The 15,888-nt window shown below is 64.4% G+C and carries 17 protein-coding genes and 1 pseudogene; 7 read left to right on the forward strand and 11 right to left on the reverse strand.

Going from position 1 to position 15,888, the window contains the following annotated elements; genetic code table 11:
* Positions 1–99, reverse strand: a pseudogene (locus M503_RS18000) (hypothetical protein); the annotation flags it as partial.
* A gap of 50 nt (positions 100–149) precedes the next feature.
* Here M503_RS18000 and M503_RS0111090 point away from each other — a divergent pair.
* The 4 genes from M503_RS0111090 to M503_RS0111105 all read left to right on the forward strand — a co-directional run bounded on the left by M503_RS0111090 (position 150) and on the right by M503_RS0111105 (position 3,992).
* Positions 150–779, forward strand: a complete 630-nt coding sequence (locus M503_RS0111090; protein ID WP_197017223.1) for a GntR family transcriptional regulator — start codon at positions 150–152, stop codon at positions 777–779.
* Between the two features lie 583 nt (positions 780–1,362).
* Positions 1,363–1,503, forward strand: a complete 141-nt coding sequence (locus M503_RS17480; protein ID WP_155952047.1) for a benenodin family lasso peptide — start codon at positions 1,363–1,365, stop codon at positions 1,501–1,503.
* A 57-nt stretch (positions 1,504–1,560) separates the two neighbouring features.
* Positions 1,561–2,223, forward strand: a complete 663-nt coding sequence (locus M503_RS0111100) for a lasso peptide biosynthesis B2 protein (protein ID WP_028920640.1) — start codon at positions 1,561–1,563, stop codon at positions 2,221–2,223.
* A complete protein-coding gene (locus tag M503_RS0111105; protein WP_028920641.1) occupies positions 2,223–3,992 on the forward strand; it encodes an asparagine synthase-related protein in 1,770 nt (589 codons plus the stop codon). Before M503_RS0111100 ends, M503_RS0111105 begins: the two co-directional genes overlap by 1 nt.
* On the opposite strand, the gene M503_RS16355 is transcribed toward M503_RS0111105, so the two are convergent.
* On the reverse strand, positions 3,989–6,052 hold the full coding sequence (locus M503_RS16355) for an Atxe2 family lasso peptide isopeptidase (RefSeq protein WP_197017224.1): 2,064 nt from the start codon (positions 6,050–6,052) through the stop codon (positions 3,989–3,991). The genes M503_RS0111105 and M503_RS16355 overlap by 4 nt on opposite strands.
* Before the next feature lie 2 nt (positions 6,053–6,054).
* Complete coding sequence (locus tag M503_RS0111115) at positions 6,055–8,463, reverse strand: TonB-dependent receptor plug domain-containing protein (RefSeq protein WP_028920642.1); 2,409 nt, start codon at positions 8,461–8,463, stop codon at positions 6,055–6,057.
* A 364-nt stretch (positions 8,464–8,827) separates the two neighbouring features.
* On the opposite strand from M503_RS0111115, the gene M503_RS17170 reads away from it, so the two are divergent.
* On the forward strand, positions 8,828–9,127 hold the full coding sequence (locus M503_RS17170) for a helix-turn-helix domain-containing protein (RefSeq protein ID WP_081721026.1): 300 nt from the start codon (positions 8,828–8,830) through the stop codon (positions 9,125–9,127).
* 134 nt (positions 9,128–9,261) lie between these two features.
* On the opposite strand, the gene M503_RS0111120 is transcribed toward M503_RS17170, so the two are convergent.
* Both M503_RS0111120 and M503_RS0111125 read right to left on the reverse strand, forming a co-directional pair.
* Entirely contained in the window at positions 9,262–9,585 is a 324-nt protein-coding gene (locus M503_RS0111120; protein WP_028920643.1) for a helix-turn-helix domain-containing protein, read from the reverse strand.
* Between the two features lie 444 nt (positions 9,586–10,029).
* On the reverse strand, positions 10,030–10,317 hold the full coding sequence (locus M503_RS0111125) for a helix-turn-helix domain-containing protein (protein ID WP_028920644.1): 288 nt from the start codon (positions 10,315–10,317) through the stop codon (positions 10,030–10,032).
* 91 nt (positions 10,318–10,408) lie between these two features.
* On the opposite strand from M503_RS0111125, the gene M503_RS16360 reads away from it, so the two are divergent.
* The gene (locus M503_RS16360; protein ID WP_037061254.1) at positions 10,409–10,870 is read left to right on the forward strand and encodes a hypothetical protein; all 462 of its coding nucleotides are present in this window, start codon (positions 10,409–10,411) and stop codon (positions 10,868–10,870) included.
* Positions 10,871–10,979: 109 nt separating this feature from the next.
* Here M503_RS16360 and M503_RS17485 read toward each other — a convergent pair whose 3' ends face one another.
* The 3 genes from M503_RS17485 to M503_RS0111140 form a co-directional block, all read right to left on the reverse strand.
* Positions 10,980–11,771, reverse strand: a complete 792-nt coding sequence (locus tag M503_RS17485; RefSeq protein ID WP_155952049.1) for a hypothetical protein — start codon at positions 11,769–11,771, stop codon at positions 10,980–10,982.
* Positions 11,768–12,721: a toll/interleukin-1 receptor domain-containing protein gene (locus tag M503_RS17175; protein ID WP_081721023.1), complete on the reverse strand. Its 954-nt coding sequence runs from the start codon at positions 12,719–12,721 to the stop codon at positions 11,768–11,770. Before M503_RS17175 ends, M503_RS17485 begins: the two co-directional genes overlap by 4 nt.
* Positions 12,722–12,850: 129 nt before the next feature.
* A complete protein-coding gene (locus M503_RS0111140) occupies positions 12,851–13,363 on the reverse strand; it encodes a hypothetical protein (protein WP_428992239.1) in 513 nt (170 codons plus the stop codon).
* Between the two features lie 90 nt (positions 13,364–13,453).
* On the opposite strand from M503_RS0111140, the gene M503_RS17490 reads away from it, so the two are divergent.
* Positions 13,454–14,395, forward strand: a complete 942-nt coding sequence (locus tag M503_RS17490) for a hypothetical protein (RefSeq protein ID WP_155952050.1) — start codon at positions 13,454–13,456, stop codon at positions 14,393–14,395.
* A 133-nt stretch (positions 14,396–14,528) separates the two neighbouring features.
* Here the strand turns inward: M503_RS17490 and M503_RS0111150 are convergent, their stop codons facing one another.
* The 3 genes from M503_RS0111150 to M503_RS0111165 all read right to left on the reverse strand — a co-directional run.
* Positions 14,529–14,801, reverse strand: a complete 273-nt coding sequence (locus M503_RS0111150; RefSeq protein ID WP_028920646.1) for a hypothetical protein — start codon at positions 14,799–14,801, stop codon at positions 14,529–14,531.
* Positions 14,794–15,330, reverse strand: coding sequence for a hypothetical protein (locus M503_RS16375; RefSeq protein ID WP_231472365.1), 537 nt, complete (start codon positions 15,328–15,330; stop codon positions 14,794–14,796). Before M503_RS16375 ends, M503_RS0111150 begins: the two co-directional genes overlap by 8 nt.
* A gap of 252 nt (positions 15,331–15,582) precedes the next feature.
* A partial coding sequence (locus M503_RS0111165) for a transketolase-like TK C-terminal-containing protein (protein ID WP_028928260.1) occupies positions 15,583–15,888 on the reverse strand: 306 nt, incomplete at its 5' end.

Below are 15,888 nucleotides of genomic sequence, written 5' to 3' on the forward strand. Positions count from 1 at the left end.
CGGCATTTCCGGATGGGTGTAGTTCTCGTTCATCAGGGTGACGTAGTAGTACTCGTCGATCTGGTCTTCCAGCATGGCCTTCATGCCGTGCTGCACGATGTAACATCCTGCCCTAAGGAGACCGTCATACGCAGACAAGGAGTTTTGCGATGAATGCGATCCACTCCAAGAGCGCGCTGCTGTACGGGCAGATCAGGCGCGCCCTGCAGTCGGGGCGTTACCTGCCCGGGCAGCGGATCGATCCGGCCATGCTCGCGGCCGAGTTCAAGACCAGCCCTACGCCCGTGCGGTTCGCCCTTTACCGCCTGGTCGGCGAGGGCCAGGTCGCCGACCATGGCCGCAGCGGGCTGCACGTCCCGCTGCCCACCGAGATCGCCCTGCGCGACCTGTACGACTGGATGCAGCGCCTGATGCTGATGGCCTGCGATCTCGGCTTCGCCGCGGCGGGGTGGGCCACCGGCAAGGCGGAGCCCGCATCCGCCGACGACGACCTGGTGAAGCACACCTGGCAACTGTTCGACGCGATCGCCCGCGCCACCGGCCACCGGTCCCTGCACCATGCCGTGAGGCAGGCCAACGACCGGCTGGCACCGATCCGCCGGGCCAAGCAGGAATTGATCGATCACGCCTGCGAGGAATTGTCGGAGCTGCAGCGGCACTGGCAGGAAAGGAACATCCCGGCACTGCGAGGCGCGCTGCGCGACTACCACGAACGGCGCAAGGAACGGGTGCCCTGCATCGTGGCCCGGCTGAACGAGAGCCGCGACCGGCTCCACTGACGGCGGCCCGTCCTGTCGAATCCACGAAGACGAGTCAGAATTCTCCTGCCCCACGAAGAGAAAAAATCCGACAGCGCGACGCGCCCTGCCGGGCTGCCGTTCCCGGCCGATGCCGTCCACAGCTCCTGATTCCCACGAGGAAGACACCATGAGCCAACCGAGACGGCTACTGACGGCGATCGCAGCCGCCATCCTCTTGCCGGCATGATCGGCCGATCCGCCTCCGCCCGCTCCTGCCGCGGCCGGTAGCCATGCCGAGCCGCACGCGGTCCGCCGCGGCGACCGCCCCGGCGAATTCGTCTCCAACCTGATGCTGGGCGGCCTGCAGTTGGACGACGACCGATGCCTGCAGGCGCGGCCGCCATGTCTTCGGCGGCCCCGTCGTCACCCAGGACGAAATGAAGCAGCCGCCGACGCCATCGCCGCCTGGCCAGTAGCGCAAACCTGCCTCCGTCCCGCATGACCGCGGTCACACCTGGAAATAATCGTCGGATTGCAACGCAATAATCATTTGAAAATCAAAAATCCTGCCTCCTACGCTGCATCCGCCATGAGGTCCATGGCGCAAACGTAGGAGACAGCGATGAACGCGAACGAGAACACCCGTACCAACCCGCCGGAAGACGTCGTCGTGCTCGGCACGGCCAGCGTGGAAACCAAGGGCGCCGGCGAGCCTGGCAACGAGATCCTCGGGTTCGTGACCGGGGTCGGAATTGCCGAATGACCGGCAGCGAGGCGCACCGCAAGGTGCGCCTCGACTTTCCGTCCGGAGACAACGCATATGCGCCCTTACCGCTTGCGCGACGGCCTGTCGTATTGCCTCATCGATGGCCATCCGCTGTTCCTCGATACCGCGGCCGACCGGTACTTCCGGCTTTCGGGCGATACGGAACGCGCCTTCATCTCATACATCGAACGCCCCACTCCTGATGCCGCCAAGCGCCTGGTGGATCGCAACATCCTGGCGGAGGGTTCGCCGGATCCGGTCTCGACCGGCGCCGTGGTCCCGTCTGCCGAAGCCAGCGCACTGGAGCAGCCCTTCCCCTCCGCATCCTGCGGACCGCGCATGGCCGTCGAGGTGCTCGCCACGGTCTTCAGGACCAGGCACCGCCTGGGAACCCAGCGGCTGCAATCGATCCTGGACGACTTGGCCGCATTCCGGCGCCACGCAGCCACGCGCACCACTACGACCGACGACGATGCCTTGGTGCGGCATGCCCAAGCATTTCTGCAGGTACGCAGGCTGGTCCCCATCGAGACCTGCTGCCTCCCGGATTCGATCGCCATGGTGACCTTCCTCGCGCGCAGGCACCTGCAAGCCCACATCGTCTTCGGCGTCACCCGCGACCCGTTCTCCGCTCATTGCTGGGCTCAATCCGGCGGCCTGGTCCTGAACGACACCTTGGGGAACACGCGGTCCTACGCCGTCATCCGGGTGGTCTGATGGCCCGCGCCTACCTCGTCATGGTGGACGCAGACCGCCTATCCGGCGGACCCGACCCGATGGAGCTAAACACTGTCCTGCAAGGCGCCGACATGCAGCTGCGCTCCACCTCCGCGACCTTCGCGGTATACACATCGGGCGAAACTCCCACGCTTCACCTGCCGGGTGGCGGTATCGTCGTCGGCGATCTCCACACCCGCAGCGGCACCGCCATTCGGCATGCGAGCCAGCTACCCGCCGCTTCTTCTGCTGCCGCGCTCCGCCGCCACATCCTGAAGAACTGCTGGGGCGACTACATCCTGATCCTTCCTGAGGCGAATGATCCCCGGTCCGTCGGCATCACCCGCAGCCCGTCGCCCGCCTGCGACCTGCAGTGCGTCTACTCGCTGGAAGAAGGCACGGGATTCCTGACGTCGCATATCACGCTTGCGGAGCGGCTCGGTCTCTGCCGGAGACGCGTCGATTTCGAGCAAGTCGCTCACCAGCTGGCGTACCCCGGCCTGAAAACCGCCCGCACGTGCCTGGCGGGCATCAGGGAACTGCTTCCCGGGTGCACGATCCACCTGCACGACGGCACCGCCCGCGCCAGCCTGGACTGGAACCCGTGGGAGTTCGTCGACGCGGGCAGCCGTCCCGCGGACCCGCACGAAGCGGCATCGTCCGTCCGCGATGCGATCGAGACCGTCGTCCATGCCTGGGCCGAGCAGGACGGATCCGTCCTGCTCGAACTGTCCGGAGGGCTGGATTCGTCGATCGTCGGCGCCTGCCTCCGGGAATCCCGCGCACGTGTGACCTGCCTGACGCTCACCACGCCCGTCCCAGGCGCGGACGAACGGGAGTATGCCGGCTTGGTCGCCGGCATGCTCGGCGTCGGACTGCAGGCGCAGGAGCTTCGCTACGGCGATGCGCCATACCGGTTCCCGCTCCCGCCGGATATCGTCACGCCGGTGATCGGGCCGCTCCAGTACGCGGTCGACCGCACCATGCAGGCTATCGCGGACCGCGAGAGCGTCGACAGCCACTTCACGGGCGGCGGAGGCGACACCGTCTTCGGCTATCTCATGAACGCCGCACCCGCCGCCGATGCCTTCCTGGGTGCGGGGTTGGTGGCCGGCATCCGGGCCGTCCGGGACATCTCGGCATTCCACCAGTGCACCTACTGGAAGGCCGCTCGCCTGACCTTGCGGAAACTCCGGACCCAGGGCGAGCCCCATGGCATCGACCGCAGCTTCTTGCCTCCGCGCACGCGCGTTCCGGAGCCCGAACCTCATCCTTGGCTGTCTCCACCGGCGAGGTTCCTTCCCGGCGACCGGCAACGCATCCTCGAACTCAGCGCCACCCAATTCTTCCGCGACAGTTGCCCCCGTGCGCTGGTGCGGCGGCTGAGGATGCCGTTGCTGTCACAGCCCGTCGTCGAAGCGTGCCTGAGGGTACCCAGCTGGATGTGGTTCCATGGCGGACAGAACCGCGCCGTCGCCAGGCTCGGCTTCGCGCACGCCCTTCCGCCCAGGATTCTCGCCAGGAAGAGCAAGGGCACCTTCACCGCCTATCTCGGCGCCTTGTACCGGCGGGAGCTTGCGGGGATGCTCGCGTTTCTCCTCCACGGCCAACTGGAAGCACATGGCCTCCTGGATGGCGACAAGCTGCGCGCGCTCGCCAAGGGCGAGATGCCGCGGGGCGACAATGCGTTCATGCGGATATTCCAGCTGTGCGCCCTCGAGAACTGGGTCCGCCAGCAGTCGCCGCCTGGCGGGCCGGTGCATCGCTAGTCCGCGCCAGGCGCGTGCTGCCGCATTTCCCGCCAGCGGGCGTACTGCCCGGCCTTGGCGGGATCGTCGTCCTCGGCACCGAGCAGCCAGAACCGGAACCAGTCCAGGTTGCGCTGGTATACCGCCAGCTTGTGCCGGGGCTGGTACTTCTGGTGCGGCTCGTGGGGAAAGGCGTAGACGTCGGCCCGTCGCATCCCGATCAACGGAATCGTGTAGTCGAAAGAGCCCCTGTATTCCTGCTCCGACATCTGCATCAGCACGGGTACCCGTACGCGCTCGACATCGAAGGCCGGCGACAGGGTCCGCCAGCGCTCCGGCGTTTCGTCCACCGCGCCAAGCTGCCAATGGCGGCGGAGCCTCGAGAAGTGCACCTGCTCCCACGGGCTCAACAACAGCCGCATCTGCGGAGAGACCACCGGGGTACCGATCGATATCGCGCGTGCCACACACGAGTTCATCGCGGTCCACAGGGCGACTTCGGCCCCCATGCTCAGCCCGCCGATCCCGACGCGTGCCGGGTCGACCTCGCCGCGCGAGGCCAGGTACGCCACCGCCCCCTCGATGGCGGCCCGTCCCTGCTCGTAGCGCTCGACCGCATCCTCCGCCGGCGGGGCGGCGTTGATGCACAGCGCGGCGATGCCGGCCCTGGCCAAGGTGGCAAGCGGCCACTCGTCGCCCATGCCACCGCGGACGAAGCCCGCGCACCGGTAGTACACGACGAACAACGGGGGAGGCACGGTGCCATCCGCCGCCGCAGGATAGAACTGGCCCGAGTACCTGCGGCCCTGCGCATCCGCCCACTCGACCGGACGCACGGTTGCGGACGTGGCCATGTCGTGGGCCAGTGCCGCATTCGGGTCGAACAGCACCCTGCGCTCTCCCGATTCCAGGCCGATGCGTTCCAGCCTGGGCGGGCGATCGGCCTCCGCGGCCACGCAGACCAACGCCTCGGAGGAAACAGCGCACGGCCCCGGGTCCCAACGCCCTCCCCCGCCCAGGTGACCACGCGAGGCGACCACCGGCTGGACGTTGCCGCTGACGACGTTCCAGCGGAAGAGCGACTGGCCCAGGGCGTCGTCGGTCACCGCAAAGACGACCTCGTCGCTTCCAGGCCGCCACGCAATGGCCGTGATCTTCCCGCCAACGCACGGCGCCGCGGCACATATCACCGGCCGCCGAGTCCCCCGCCCCGGCAGCATCGCCAGCCTGATCTGCCCGACGGCGCCGTCCGGTCCATCCGCGCGCGCCAGGAACGCGATGCGCCCGCTACTGCCCTCTTCCGCCACCTGCAGGACACGGCCAAGGTCCTGCGGAACATCGGCAGGGGCCACCGCACCCGCTGGGACACGGCCGGCGGCAAGCTCGATCGTCTCGCCCGTCGCCAGGTCGACCGACTTCCAGCGGTCCGGCACCTGCGACAGCAACGGGAAGCGCACCAGTTCGTTGTCCACGAGGCGCTGCGTCGCCAGCCGCCCCTCGTGATGGCCGGACCGGAACAGGGGGTCCCCGAGGGGAACGTTCCGGTCGATATGCACGCCGCGGTCGTACTCCTCCAGTTCCGCCTCCACCACAGCCTCGCGTGTCGCGCCCACGCCGTAGAGCAGCGCAGCCCCGCCGTCGTCCAGCGAGAACCTGCGCACATTCGCCGGATCGCGCGTGACGCGCCCGGTGCGCGACCCGTCCACGGCCGCCCGCCAGATGTCCACCCGCCCGTCCAGCACCGCGCGGTAGAAGATCCACTTTCCGTCCGGCGACCACAGCGCGGGCTCGTTCCGGCTCATTGCGCCGCCATCCCGCAGGGGCGCGCCCGCCTCTCCAAGACGCCGCGGCGGCGACGAGCCGTCGACCGGCTGCACATACCAGACGGTGTCGTAAGTGTTCCGGTCGACGGACGCCTGCTCCGTGCGGAACGCCACCAGGCGCCCGTCCGGCGAGACGGAAAGCCCGGTGAAGTCGACCACCTCCACCAGCTGGCGCAAGGTGGCCGAGCGCGCGTCCGGCACGTGGACGAGCAAGGCCAGCGCGCCGGCCCACACGGCAGGCCAGGGGCTTGCGCGCATTGTCACCATTGCTTGGTCACCGCCAGGCTGAGGAATCGCCCGATCGCCGAGTAGTTGGTGGAGTCGTAGGGCGGTCGGTCGAGCGTGGTCGCCGCGTAGAGCGGCGGATGGCGGTCGAGGAGGTTCTGCGCCGAAAGCGCGATCTCCACCCCGGACAGGAAGCCCCGGCCCTCAGTGGCGTAGCGCACCGTGGCATCGAACGTGGTGAACGACGCCGTCTTCTCGCGGGCGACAGGATCCTCGACGCCGCTGGTGTAGTTGGAAAACAGCGACGCCGACCACCCGTTCACGTCCCACACCACGCCGAGCCGGCCGTTCACCCGCGCCGGATTGAAGATGGTGCCCGCCACGTCGTAGGCGGGCTGCGCGGCGGAGTTCTGCTGCGTGCTGTCCAGCCAGCTTGCCGCACCCCTTACCGTCATGCGCCCGGGACCGGCGTCGAACCGGTACGACGCCGACAGGTCCACGCCCCTGATGCGCTGCCGCGCCGCGTTCACGTACTGCGCGTACAGGATGGCCGCCACGTTGCGGGGATCGAACCCGCCCACGTAGTCGTAGAAGGCATCGGCCGAAGCGACGACCTCCTCCACGCGCTGCGCGGTCGGCGCGTAGTCGAAGAACTCCGCGTATCCGGGAATGAGCAAGGCGCGCCCATAATCCGTGATCGGCTGCACGACACGGTCCGTGTAGTCGATGTCGAACCACGTCACCTCGCCCTCCAGGCCAGGCAGCGACCTGGGGTGGAACGCCAGCGACACGGTCCGTGTAGAGGCCCGTTCCGCCTTGAGGTCCGGATTCCCGCCCGCACGGTGCAGTACCGTGGCGCCGGGGTCGTACCCTTGGCCGCCATAGAAGGCCACGGGGCGCACCGCCGCGGACCGGGGCAGATGCAGCTGAAGCAGGGTCGGCGCCTTGAACGACTTGCCCCAGGAATACCTGAACGTGACGTCGCCATTGGGCCCGTAGACCAGGCCGAGCTTGGGCGTGGTGACGCGCCCGAAATCGTCGTCGTCCTCGCCGCGCACCGCGGCGGTCAGTTCCAGGCGGCGGTTGCCCTGACCCGGATCCATCAGCGGAAGACTCAACTCCGCATACGCGAACTGGCTCTGCTGGCTGCCGCGGAACGCCTGCTGCTGATTGGTTCCGAGCAGATCCCGGCGGACAAGCTCGTTCCTGCGGCCACCCACACCGGCAGCCAGGCGTGCAAGGCCGCCTGGCGTCTCGAACAGCGGCCCCTCGACCCCCGCCTCATAGGAAGTGGCTTCGTTGCAGTAGCACTCCATCAGCAACGCCGTGCGTGCCCCGGTGGCGACAGCCACCTGGTACTGATCCTGGAGGTGCTCGTCCCTGCCCCAGCTCCCGCCTACGGACAGCGTCCATTCCCCCGGCAGCGAGAACTCCAGGCCGGGTGCCACGAAGGACGTCTTCGTCTCCGGGGTCAGCGTGTTGTAGACGGGCCGGAGACCGGTGTTCCATTGATAGATCTCCTGCTTGCGCCTGGCATGGAGCGCATCGATCCGGAACTCGACCGAATCGGCGACCGCATGGTGCAGGCTGAGCAGCGCGCTGCGGAAGTCGCTCCCCGGGTACAGCGTATTGGGGTCGAACATGTGGTCCGTATAGCTGCGCTGGCGCGCGTAGACCGGATCGGTGGACACGTCCTTGTAGGCGGCGATCGCGCCGCCGCCCGGCCAGGTCGTGCCCGCCGTCAGGCTGTACTCCCGCGTCGCCAGCCCGCCCTCGGTCGCGCCGCCGTACCGCAGGCCCACGGCCACGCCCTGGTAGTCGCGCTTCAGGACGACGTTGCCCACGCCGCCCACCGCGTCCGAACCGTAGATGGCCGAGGCGCCGTCCGGGACGATCTCCACCCGGTCGACGGCCTCCACCGGTATGGCGCCGATGTCGACCGCATGCACCACCCCGCCGTAGGCCAGGCGCCTGCCGTTGAGCAGCGTCAGGGTCGCGTCCGGGCCCAGGCCGCGCAGGTTCAGCGACGAGCCGCCGGTGAAGTTCTGGTTGGCGAGCCCGCCCACGCCCAACGTGGCGCCCACGGCCACGCCGGGGTTCTGCCCCCCGCTGAAGTTCTGCGGCAGGCTGCGGACGACCTCGCCCAGGTCGGCAAAGCCCTCCTCCCGGATGCGCTCGCTGCCGATGGTGACCACCGGCGACGGCGTCGTGCCGCCGCGGATGCGGGTGCCGGTGACCGTGATCGCGCCCAGCTCCGTCGGCGCCGGCTCTGCCGCCGACGTGGTCGTCGGCGGATGTGCAGGAACAGTGCGGTCTTCTGGCTTGGCGCTTTCCCTCGGCTCGGTGTCCGATGCGGCTTCCTGGGCCGAGGTCAGACCGGCTGTGCCGGTGGCCACAGCAACAAGAGCAATGGATACGGCGTTACGTAGAGTGCTTGTCTTCATGCAATGTCCCCTGTTTCCCCTCAATTTCGTTCTGTCTGTCCCCAACCCCAGAAGTTGGGTGCCAACCTCCACTTGCCGCGCCCCCACCGCCGTTTCCGCTGTCTCTGCGTGCTGTCATCGCGATCCTGATCTACATGCCGAGCACGCTTGCTACATTTAATGTAGCATTCAAGGTTAGGACTACTGCTCCGCTTTACCGGCCAGCAATCCTCACTCGATTGAGCCCTCCCTAGCGCGATAGGCAGATTACGGTCGCGCAGTTGCTACATTTAATGTAGCATACATGCGAATGCCGGAGAAGCCATCCTGTACGAAGTACAGGAATGGCTCTCCGCGGCTCATGTCGTCTCCCGCTCCCCAAAGCATGTTCGCCAAGCGCCTGAAGGAGGCCCGATTGGCTTTGGGCATCTCCCAGAGGGAGCTTGGCAGGAGAATTGGACTCTCGGAGGACGTAGTGTCCAGTAGAGTTACAAGATACGAACGTGGAACGTCCGAACCAGACTTCGCTACGGCGGGCAAGCTTGCCAAGGAGCTTGGCGTCCCGTTGGCCTATCTTCTTGCGGACAACGATGCTCTGGCAGATATCATTCTGGCGGTCGCGCACATGTCGCTAGCAGAACAACGGAAGATAGCCACTGAACTGAAGGCGAGAGGCAAACGCTGAACTGCTCCCGCGCGTATGCATTCGGCTCAGGAGACTGTACTACCTAGCGGCATCAGATACGCAAGGCATAGATGCCTATACCCTTCACAGTGCAGCGTGAAGTTACCGCTGTCTACGGCATGCCGGCACGAGAACTACGAAGTAGGCTGCGGGCGCTTCTGTTCGAGCTTCTCTTTCAGGCAGGTAGCCAGTTCGCTTCGCTCTTTCGCCGAAAGCTCAGAGAGCAACAAGAGAATGTCAGCCGTCGGCTCGTCTTCGGCGACTAAGTACGCCATGGGGACGCGCAAGGTTTCGGCTAACTCCGCCAGTCCATCCAGGTCGATCCCACTGGTCTCCCTCTCGTAGCGGTTGATTCGACTGCTGCCACGATCCTTAGTCAGCCCCATCAAGGCCCCCAGTGCTCGCTGGCTTTTGATACCACGGAGCTTTCGAGCCTGCTTGATACGAGCAGAAAAGATGGCGCGAGGAGAAGCCTTCGACACGTGGGTGAATACTTGCAACTGGGTGCTTCAGCATGCCCTTCTCCCTTTATGCGTGGCAGACTCTTCATGAAATGTAGCACCACTCGACCATAGACAGGCATAGGGAACCTTGTGACCCGACTATGAGTAGGAAAGCCCTGATATGACCCTGCGGAAAACGCTGATAGTTGGCGGCGATTGAAGCGGGCATCCTCGTGCCCGCCAGCAATGCGCGATCCCCCCCATCAGGCGGGTCGCCAGACGCGCGGGCCGGGGAACGGAGCACCCCGGCTGCTGGTCTCGAGACGTTAAACTGTTAATCAGGGGGTCGTTGGTTCGAGTCCAACTTCGGGCGCCATATGATTCAAGTACTTAGGCCGCGCATCGTCGCGGCCTTCGTCTTTTGTGGGGCGCTGAAAACACGAAAGCACCACAGAAGCGTCACCCTCGCTGCTTAGACCCCTTTCGCGTCTTCGGTGACGTCGCACGTCCACGCTGCCCCAGGTACTCGCCCAGCAGCTCCTGCGGGGCGATGCCCATGGCCTCGGCGAACTCCACCAGCTCAACGGCGTCGATGCGCCGCTCCCCACGCTCGCACTTGGATACGAAGGTCTGCGTGTTGCCCAGGCGCTCGGCCAGCTCGATCTGCGTCACGCCCACCCGCTTACGGGCCGCCTTCAGGACGGCCAGCAAGAGTTGGTAATCGCGGTTGTGGGTCGATTGGGCCATCGCGCGGTGACATGCAGGTCACCGCACGCTAGAGTCTGTGTTGGATTAGTCCAAAATAGACTATTTACTGACATTGGCTCAGGGGGAGTGTATGAAGCGAATCGGGATTCTTCTGGTTGTTCTGGTGGCCGTGGCCTGGATCGGGTCCAAGGTGGTACCGCGCAGCGAGCCCGCAGCTGCCAAGGCGTCCACGGCAGTGGCCGAGACGCCGCAGAAGCAGGCCCAGCAGCCTGAAACACCGGAGCCCGAGCCAGAGCGCCCCATGACGGCCGCGGAGAAGAAAGCGACGCATGAGAAATGGTTCGGCGCCGAGACGATCGTGGCGGCAGAGCGCGCAGTGAGGGGCGAATTGAAAGACCCGGACGCCGCGCAGTTCCGAGACGTGCGCGCCAACTACACCGAGGAGTTCGGCGTGGTCGCCTGTGGTCGGGTCAACGCCAAGAACGAGTTAGGCGGATACACAGGCTTCCGGCGCTTCGTGTCCAGTGGCAAGAGCGTCATCCTTGAGGGGCGGGATAACGTCGCCGACGCTTGGGCAGGTGCCTGCCTTTAGTACGACTGCCGAAATTTGAAAGGGCCGTCGCGTGGACGGCCTCTTCCCGCCCATTGTGGGAACACGCCCTAATACCCTTCACCCCTATTCAACGTGGGTTGAGTGGGTTTTAGAGAGCTCCGTACTTCTTCAGGAGCGCTAGTTGCTTTTCGAGCTTTTCGGTGTCGAGACTCGCATCTAGCTGGACGTTTACCGTAAACACCGCGCGTGGCGGGGATCCTTTGGGCGCCTTCCGAGCCGACGCACTTTCTTCGTCCTCTTCGAGAACCTCTTCGTCATCAGTCGATTCTTGCTCAGCGAGAGCATCCACGTCTTCCGGCTCGGATTCTTCCGCGCCTTCGTTATCTTCTGCGCTTGGCGCCCCAACGGAACCCAATTCTTGGGCAGTCAGATGCCGGAATAAATCGCCCTCTGGACGAACAAGCTCAGCAGTCTGCATCGTGGACAAATACACGGCAACGCATGCTTCAGTTTCATCTGGGTGAACTTTCAGTTCCGCTGCACGCTGCTTCAACTTGGCGCGGCTTACGGAATCTCCGTGAAACGTCTCCGAAAGCTTCTTGAAGATGTTGGGCTTCAACGCACTGTCGCGGTAAAGATCGACCACTTCATCAGATGGAGCGGACGCGATCTTTTTCGCCAGTGAACTAGCAGAGAAATCCTTCTTGTTGTCACCCTCCATAAGCCCGTACTGCTTCAGTGCAGACGCGCGCACCGCACCAGTACCGCCTTTTGCTCCGACAACACCTGAATAAACAACGTCCTGAGGGATTCTTGCTACGTGAGTTTTGGTGACGAGCTTCTTGGAATACTTCAGCGCATCAGCGAGGCTAACTCGAGGAAAAATTGATCCACCCTTGCGCCCGCCTTTAGGCATGACCCTCTTTTTGGGTTCGTTCATACGTCCTTCCTGAGAGCCGCGAGAAGTTTGTCAATCCCAGCTTTGTAGGAGTGAGAGAAGTCGGCGTAGTGCTTGTCCGAAATGATCTGCGGCATCTCAGTGTCATCTAGTTTCAACGGCAAGATGTGAACATTGCGACGCTGAACCTCAGTGACGAGTGCGTTGTTCAATTCTTTCTGCACCCACGGCGAGTTAATAGAGTTGTGACTGATCGCGATTAGGAAATAGTCCGACTCCGCTAGGCCCTGCGCGATCGCTTCTGGAATGGAATCCCCAACACGTATGCGCTGCTCATCAAGCCAGACGTCTACACCTGCTGCCGTGAGGTCTGCGGCAAGCTGCCGAATGAAGGGCTTGTCTGCGGAGCTATGCGAAAGGAATGCGATGCGTTTGCCCTTCTCTGACTGATGTCGCTCTTCTTTTTTTGCCTCCGCGTCATCGAGCAAGTCTTCCGCGAGCAAGTTTGGCTTCAAGGCACCGAGCGACTGCGCCCACTCCAGCAATGGATTAAGGTCAGTGGCATTGAACGGAACGATTCCTGCGAGGGTTGCTGCCTTCCTAAGTGCTACCTCTACCTTGTCGCCGAGCAACATGAATTGCCGAACGCTGGTAAGAAGCGGCAGACGCACCAGCGCCTCCTTCACAACGGCCTGCTTTTGTTCCGGGGATCCCTTATAGGGGTAAGGGAGTTGGAGCGCGTAGCCTTTGCCAACTGAATCGACTAGACCAAGCTGGGCAGCATTCTTCAGTAGCTTCCCTGCAGTCCTTGGGTCGACGCTAGCGAACTGCGCAATCTCCGCAGCCGTGGGTGAATCCATCCAAGCGATTGCATCGAGTACCACGAACAGTGGGTCGAGCTTTGCCGCTTCAAAGCGCTGAGAGGAACGAGCGCGGGACGCGGACTTCTTGACTTTGGAAGTGGCCTTCTTGGCCGGGATCTTGGTCGCCATTTAACCTATTTATCACACCCGTGAACGGACTCCAACCCTCAGCCGCCGCACCACGATGCCATCTAGGAAAACTAGGAGGATAGGCCACTGCCACAGTGGCCGATCCTCTCGCACAGCGGGAGAACCGCGTCAGTCGTCGGACGGCGCGCGCTCGACCACCCGCACGGTGCGCAGTGCCTCGACCGACTGCTCCTCGTCCATGTCGGCGGGGTGATGCTTCTGTCGGGGCGGAACCTCAACGCCCTTCTTGCGCATGTCGTTCGCGTACCAGCGCACCGACTTGGCTGTCGCCGCCGCGCCCTCGATCTGCGCGTTGACCATCTCGGCCACCAGCACGTGCGGGAAGCCCATGGGGTCCATCAGGATCGCGCGTGCTAGCGCGCCGATGCCCTTGCCGCGGGGCTTCTTCTCGGTCGCCTCGGGCGTCTCGGTGGTCTTGGCGTGAGGCTGTGCGCGCACCTTGGGCACCTTGGGCCTCTTCGGCTGCCCGAACGAGGCCAGGTCGATGTTCTTGTCGGCCGCGACCTGCTCGATCCGCGCCACGAGCTTCGCCCGGGTCGCGAAGGTCTTGGGTCCGGCCGGCTTGTCGGCGACGCGGTTGTGCAGGGCCAGCAACTCCTTCATGCTCATTTTGTCCAGCATCACGTCCACTCCTACGTTGGGGTTGTAGGCGCATTAGGTCGCGATTCGCTGGGTTCGGGAGCCCCTCCCTACAACAATTCGGTGCCCTGCATGGCAGAAAAGATATACAACGTCTTTCTATTTTTCGACGCCAAGGACGTATGTTCCGTGGTCGGCTACACCGCCCATGCCCACGAGGGATCGGATCAAGAAGGTATCGACCTCTTACGAGCACGAGTGGACGCGGACCTTGCGATCGCCAGGAAGATGCGTCTGTCGAAGCCGTTCACCAGGTCCAAATACAACGCAAGGTGTCGGCTTGGAGAAGGGCATTACCTTTACGACGAGTTGTTCGTACATGTGGGTGCCGGTGCCTCGCCCCTTTTTGTGTCAACGCCCGTTCTAAATGGGAAGGCTCGCTTCAATTACAGCTCCGAGCATGGAGATCTGGATGTGAACGATGTTTCGGAAAAGTTGGGGGAACCCGGCACCATGGTGGATTGGCTGCGGAAGTACGCCAGTGACGAGGGAATCAATTTCTCCCAGCTCATCCACGATGACTACTTCTTGGCGATCAAGTTGACCTTCAACGCAGGCCTCTATGTCTCCGCAATGAAACTTCTTGTCTGCTGCATCGACAGCCTCGCGTACATCGAGTACGGAGACGACCGGGGAGCTTTCGTGAAGTGGATGGAGGAGTATTGCGAGCTAGCACCACTCGGTATAACCGCTGCGGAATTGTGGGAACTGCGGAACGGCCTGCTTCATATGACGAATCTCAGCTCATCGAAGGTGCGAAAGGAACAGGTTCGCCGGATATCGTTCAGAGTTGGAGATGCGCCGGAAATCCCGCGCGATGTTGGAGGCGTCTACTACTTTGACTTCCTTGGGCTCGTGCAGGCTTTCGCTCAGGCGCAGGCTCGCTGGATAGAGAGCTATAACAACGATCGAGGCAAGTTCGCCACGTTCGTGGAGCGGTACGACGAGACGATCTCTGATAGCAGGGTGGCAGTCGCGCGTCTGGGTAGCGGCGGGTTCGCAACAGCCCCCTAACTGGCTGTCTGGGTGCGAAGGTCCCTAAGCGCATGAAAAAGAAGGGGATGCCCTCAGGACATCCCCCTCGAAACACGGCCGAGGCACCCGTCGCCCCTCTGCGCACCCAACCAGCCCGGCCGCGTTTGCCCGGTCAGCAGAGCGCCAGGTGCGCCTGCCCGTATCCCAGCCGGTCGGCCCGGCGCTTGGTGTCGCGGTCCACGTACAGGTCCAGCGCACGGCAGTACGGCAAGCCCGCCAAGCGCGCCGCGTCGTCGAAGTAGTCGGAGTAGGGGCGGACACCCGCGGCCTCGGCCCTCTCGGCCAGGGGCGCGAGGAAGTCGCCACCCGTGCGCAGGGCGCCGACCATGCCGGCGAGTGCGATCGACACCGGGTGGTCGGTCGAGTAGTGGGCCAGCTTACGCATCGTCGCCCCCGATCAGGTCATGGTCGATGTCCCGCTCGCGCATGGCGAGCTGCACCGAGCTGAGCGGGTTGGTCTTCCCGGCGTACCAGGCGCGGATGGCGACCAGGATGCCCTGGAGGCGCGCGTCGCCCAGCTTGATGTACTCCTGGACCTTGAGGAAGTCGTCCTGCTTCATCGCCGACGCCAGCTCGGCCGGGCCGACCGGGCGGTCCTTGGAGGGCATGCGATCGATCAAGGACAGCACGGCCGAGGCCAAGGCCACGTTCCGGGTGCCGACCGCGACCTGGGCCATGTGCCCGAGCTCGGCCGGGCCGGCGTGCTGGAGCTGCTGGAGGTACTCGGTGCACTTGGGGTCGCCCAGGGCCGCGCGGGCCAGGACCTTCGCCGGGGAGTCGTAGAACTCGCGCTGGCCGATGAGCTGCGCGTGCGGGGCTCCCGCCTCCTTGAGGATCTTGTCGAGCTCGGCCTTCGAGTTGTCCTGGATCTCGCGGACGCTGGCGAGCGTCTCGTTCCGGGCGAAGCGCGTCACGTCGCCCGCGCCGATGCCGGCCGCGCTCTTCCAGCGCGAAGCGATCTGCTGCTTGCGGGTCGCGACGTCCTTCTGGAGTCGCTCGATCGCGGATATAGGCAGCCACCTCCCAGCATTGCAGGGAGCCAGTCCTCCAGGATTAGTGCTGCACGCTTCTGGATATCTTTCATCGTCCCCCTCCGAACCAGCTTAAAAAAAACCCCGGGGAAACCCGGGGTCATTCGTATAACGACTCTGCGAAATACAGCCGATTCAAACCCCAACCGGATTAGCCTTCTCAGGATCGATCTTGTACTGCTTGATCGCCCGGGCCACGTCCTTGCCGGTCATCTTGCCTTCCTTCGCCAGGGCCGCGATCGCCGCGTGGGCGATGTAGTAGCGGTCCACCTCGAAGAAGCGGCGCAGGTTGGCGCGGGTGTCGGAACGGCCGAAGCCGTCGGTGCCCAGCACGGTGTAGTGCATCGGCACGAAGGCGCGGATCTGGTCGGCGAAGGTGCGCACGTAGTCGGTGGCGGCGATCGCCGGGCCCTGGCGGCCTTCCAGCAGCTCGGTCACGTA

Origin of the sequence: Pseudoxanthomonas suwonensis J47 (genome assembly GCF_000513955.1) — a bacterium.
Lineage (GTDB): Bacteria > Pseudomonadota > Gammaproteobacteria > Xanthomonadales > Xanthomonadaceae > Pseudoxanthomonas > Pseudoxanthomonas suwonensis_C.

Bases quoted from the DNA above. Each gene is read 5' to 3' on its own strand.
- M503_RS0111090 (WP_197017223.1), top strand. From the start codon at position 150: ATGAATGCGATCCACTCCAAGAGCGCGCTGCTGTACGGGCAGATCAGG.
- M503_RS17480 (WP_155952047.1), top strand. From the start codon at position 1,363: ATGAACGCGAACGAGAACACCCGTACCAACCCGCCGGAAGACGTCGTC.
- M503_RS0111100 (WP_028920640.1), top strand. From the start codon at position 1,561: ATGCGCCCTTACCGCTTGCGCGACGGCCTGTCGTATTGCCTCATCGAT.
- M503_RS0111105 (WP_028920641.1), top strand. From the start codon at position 2,223: ATGGCCCGCGCCTACCTCGTCATGGTGGACGCAGACCGCCTATCCGGC.
- M503_RS16355 (WP_197017224.1), bottom strand. From the start codon at position 6,052: ATGCGCGCAAGCCCCTGGCCTGCCGTGTGGGCCGGCGCGCTGGCCTTG.
- M503_RS0111115 (WP_028920642.1), bottom strand. From the start codon at position 8,463: ATGAAGACAAGCACTCTACGTAACGCCGTATCCATTGCTCTTGTTGCT.
- M503_RS17170 (WP_081721026.1), top strand. From the start codon at position 8,828: ATGTTCGCCAAGCGCCTGAAGGAGGCCCGATTGGCTTTGGGCATCTCC.
- M503_RS0111125 (WP_028920644.1), bottom strand. From the start codon at position 10,317: ATGGCCCAATCGACCCACAACCGCGATTACCAACTCTTGCTGGCCGTC.
- M503_RS16360 (WP_037061254.1), top strand. From the start codon at position 10,409: ATGAAGCGAATCGGGATTCTTCTGGTTGTTCTGGTGGCCGTGGCCTGG.
- M503_RS17485 (WP_155952049.1), bottom strand. From the start codon at position 11,771: ATGAACGAACCCAAAAAGAGGGTCATGCCTAAAGGCGGGCGCAAGGGT.
- M503_RS17175 (WP_081721023.1), bottom strand. From the start codon at position 12,721: ATGGCGACCAAGATCCCGGCCAAGAAGGCCACTTCCAAAGTCAAGAAG.
- M503_RS0111140 (WP_428992239.1), bottom strand. From the start codon at position 13,363: ATGCTGGACAAAATGAGCATGAAGGAGTTGCTGGCCCTGCACAACCGC.
- M503_RS17490 (WP_155952050.1), top strand. From the start codon at position 13,454: ATGGCAGAAAAGATATACAACGTCTTTCTATTTTTCGACGCCAAGGAC.
- M503_RS0111150 (WP_028920646.1), bottom strand. From the start codon at position 14,801: ATGCGTAAGCTGGCCCACTACTCGACCGACCACCCGGTGTCGATCGCA.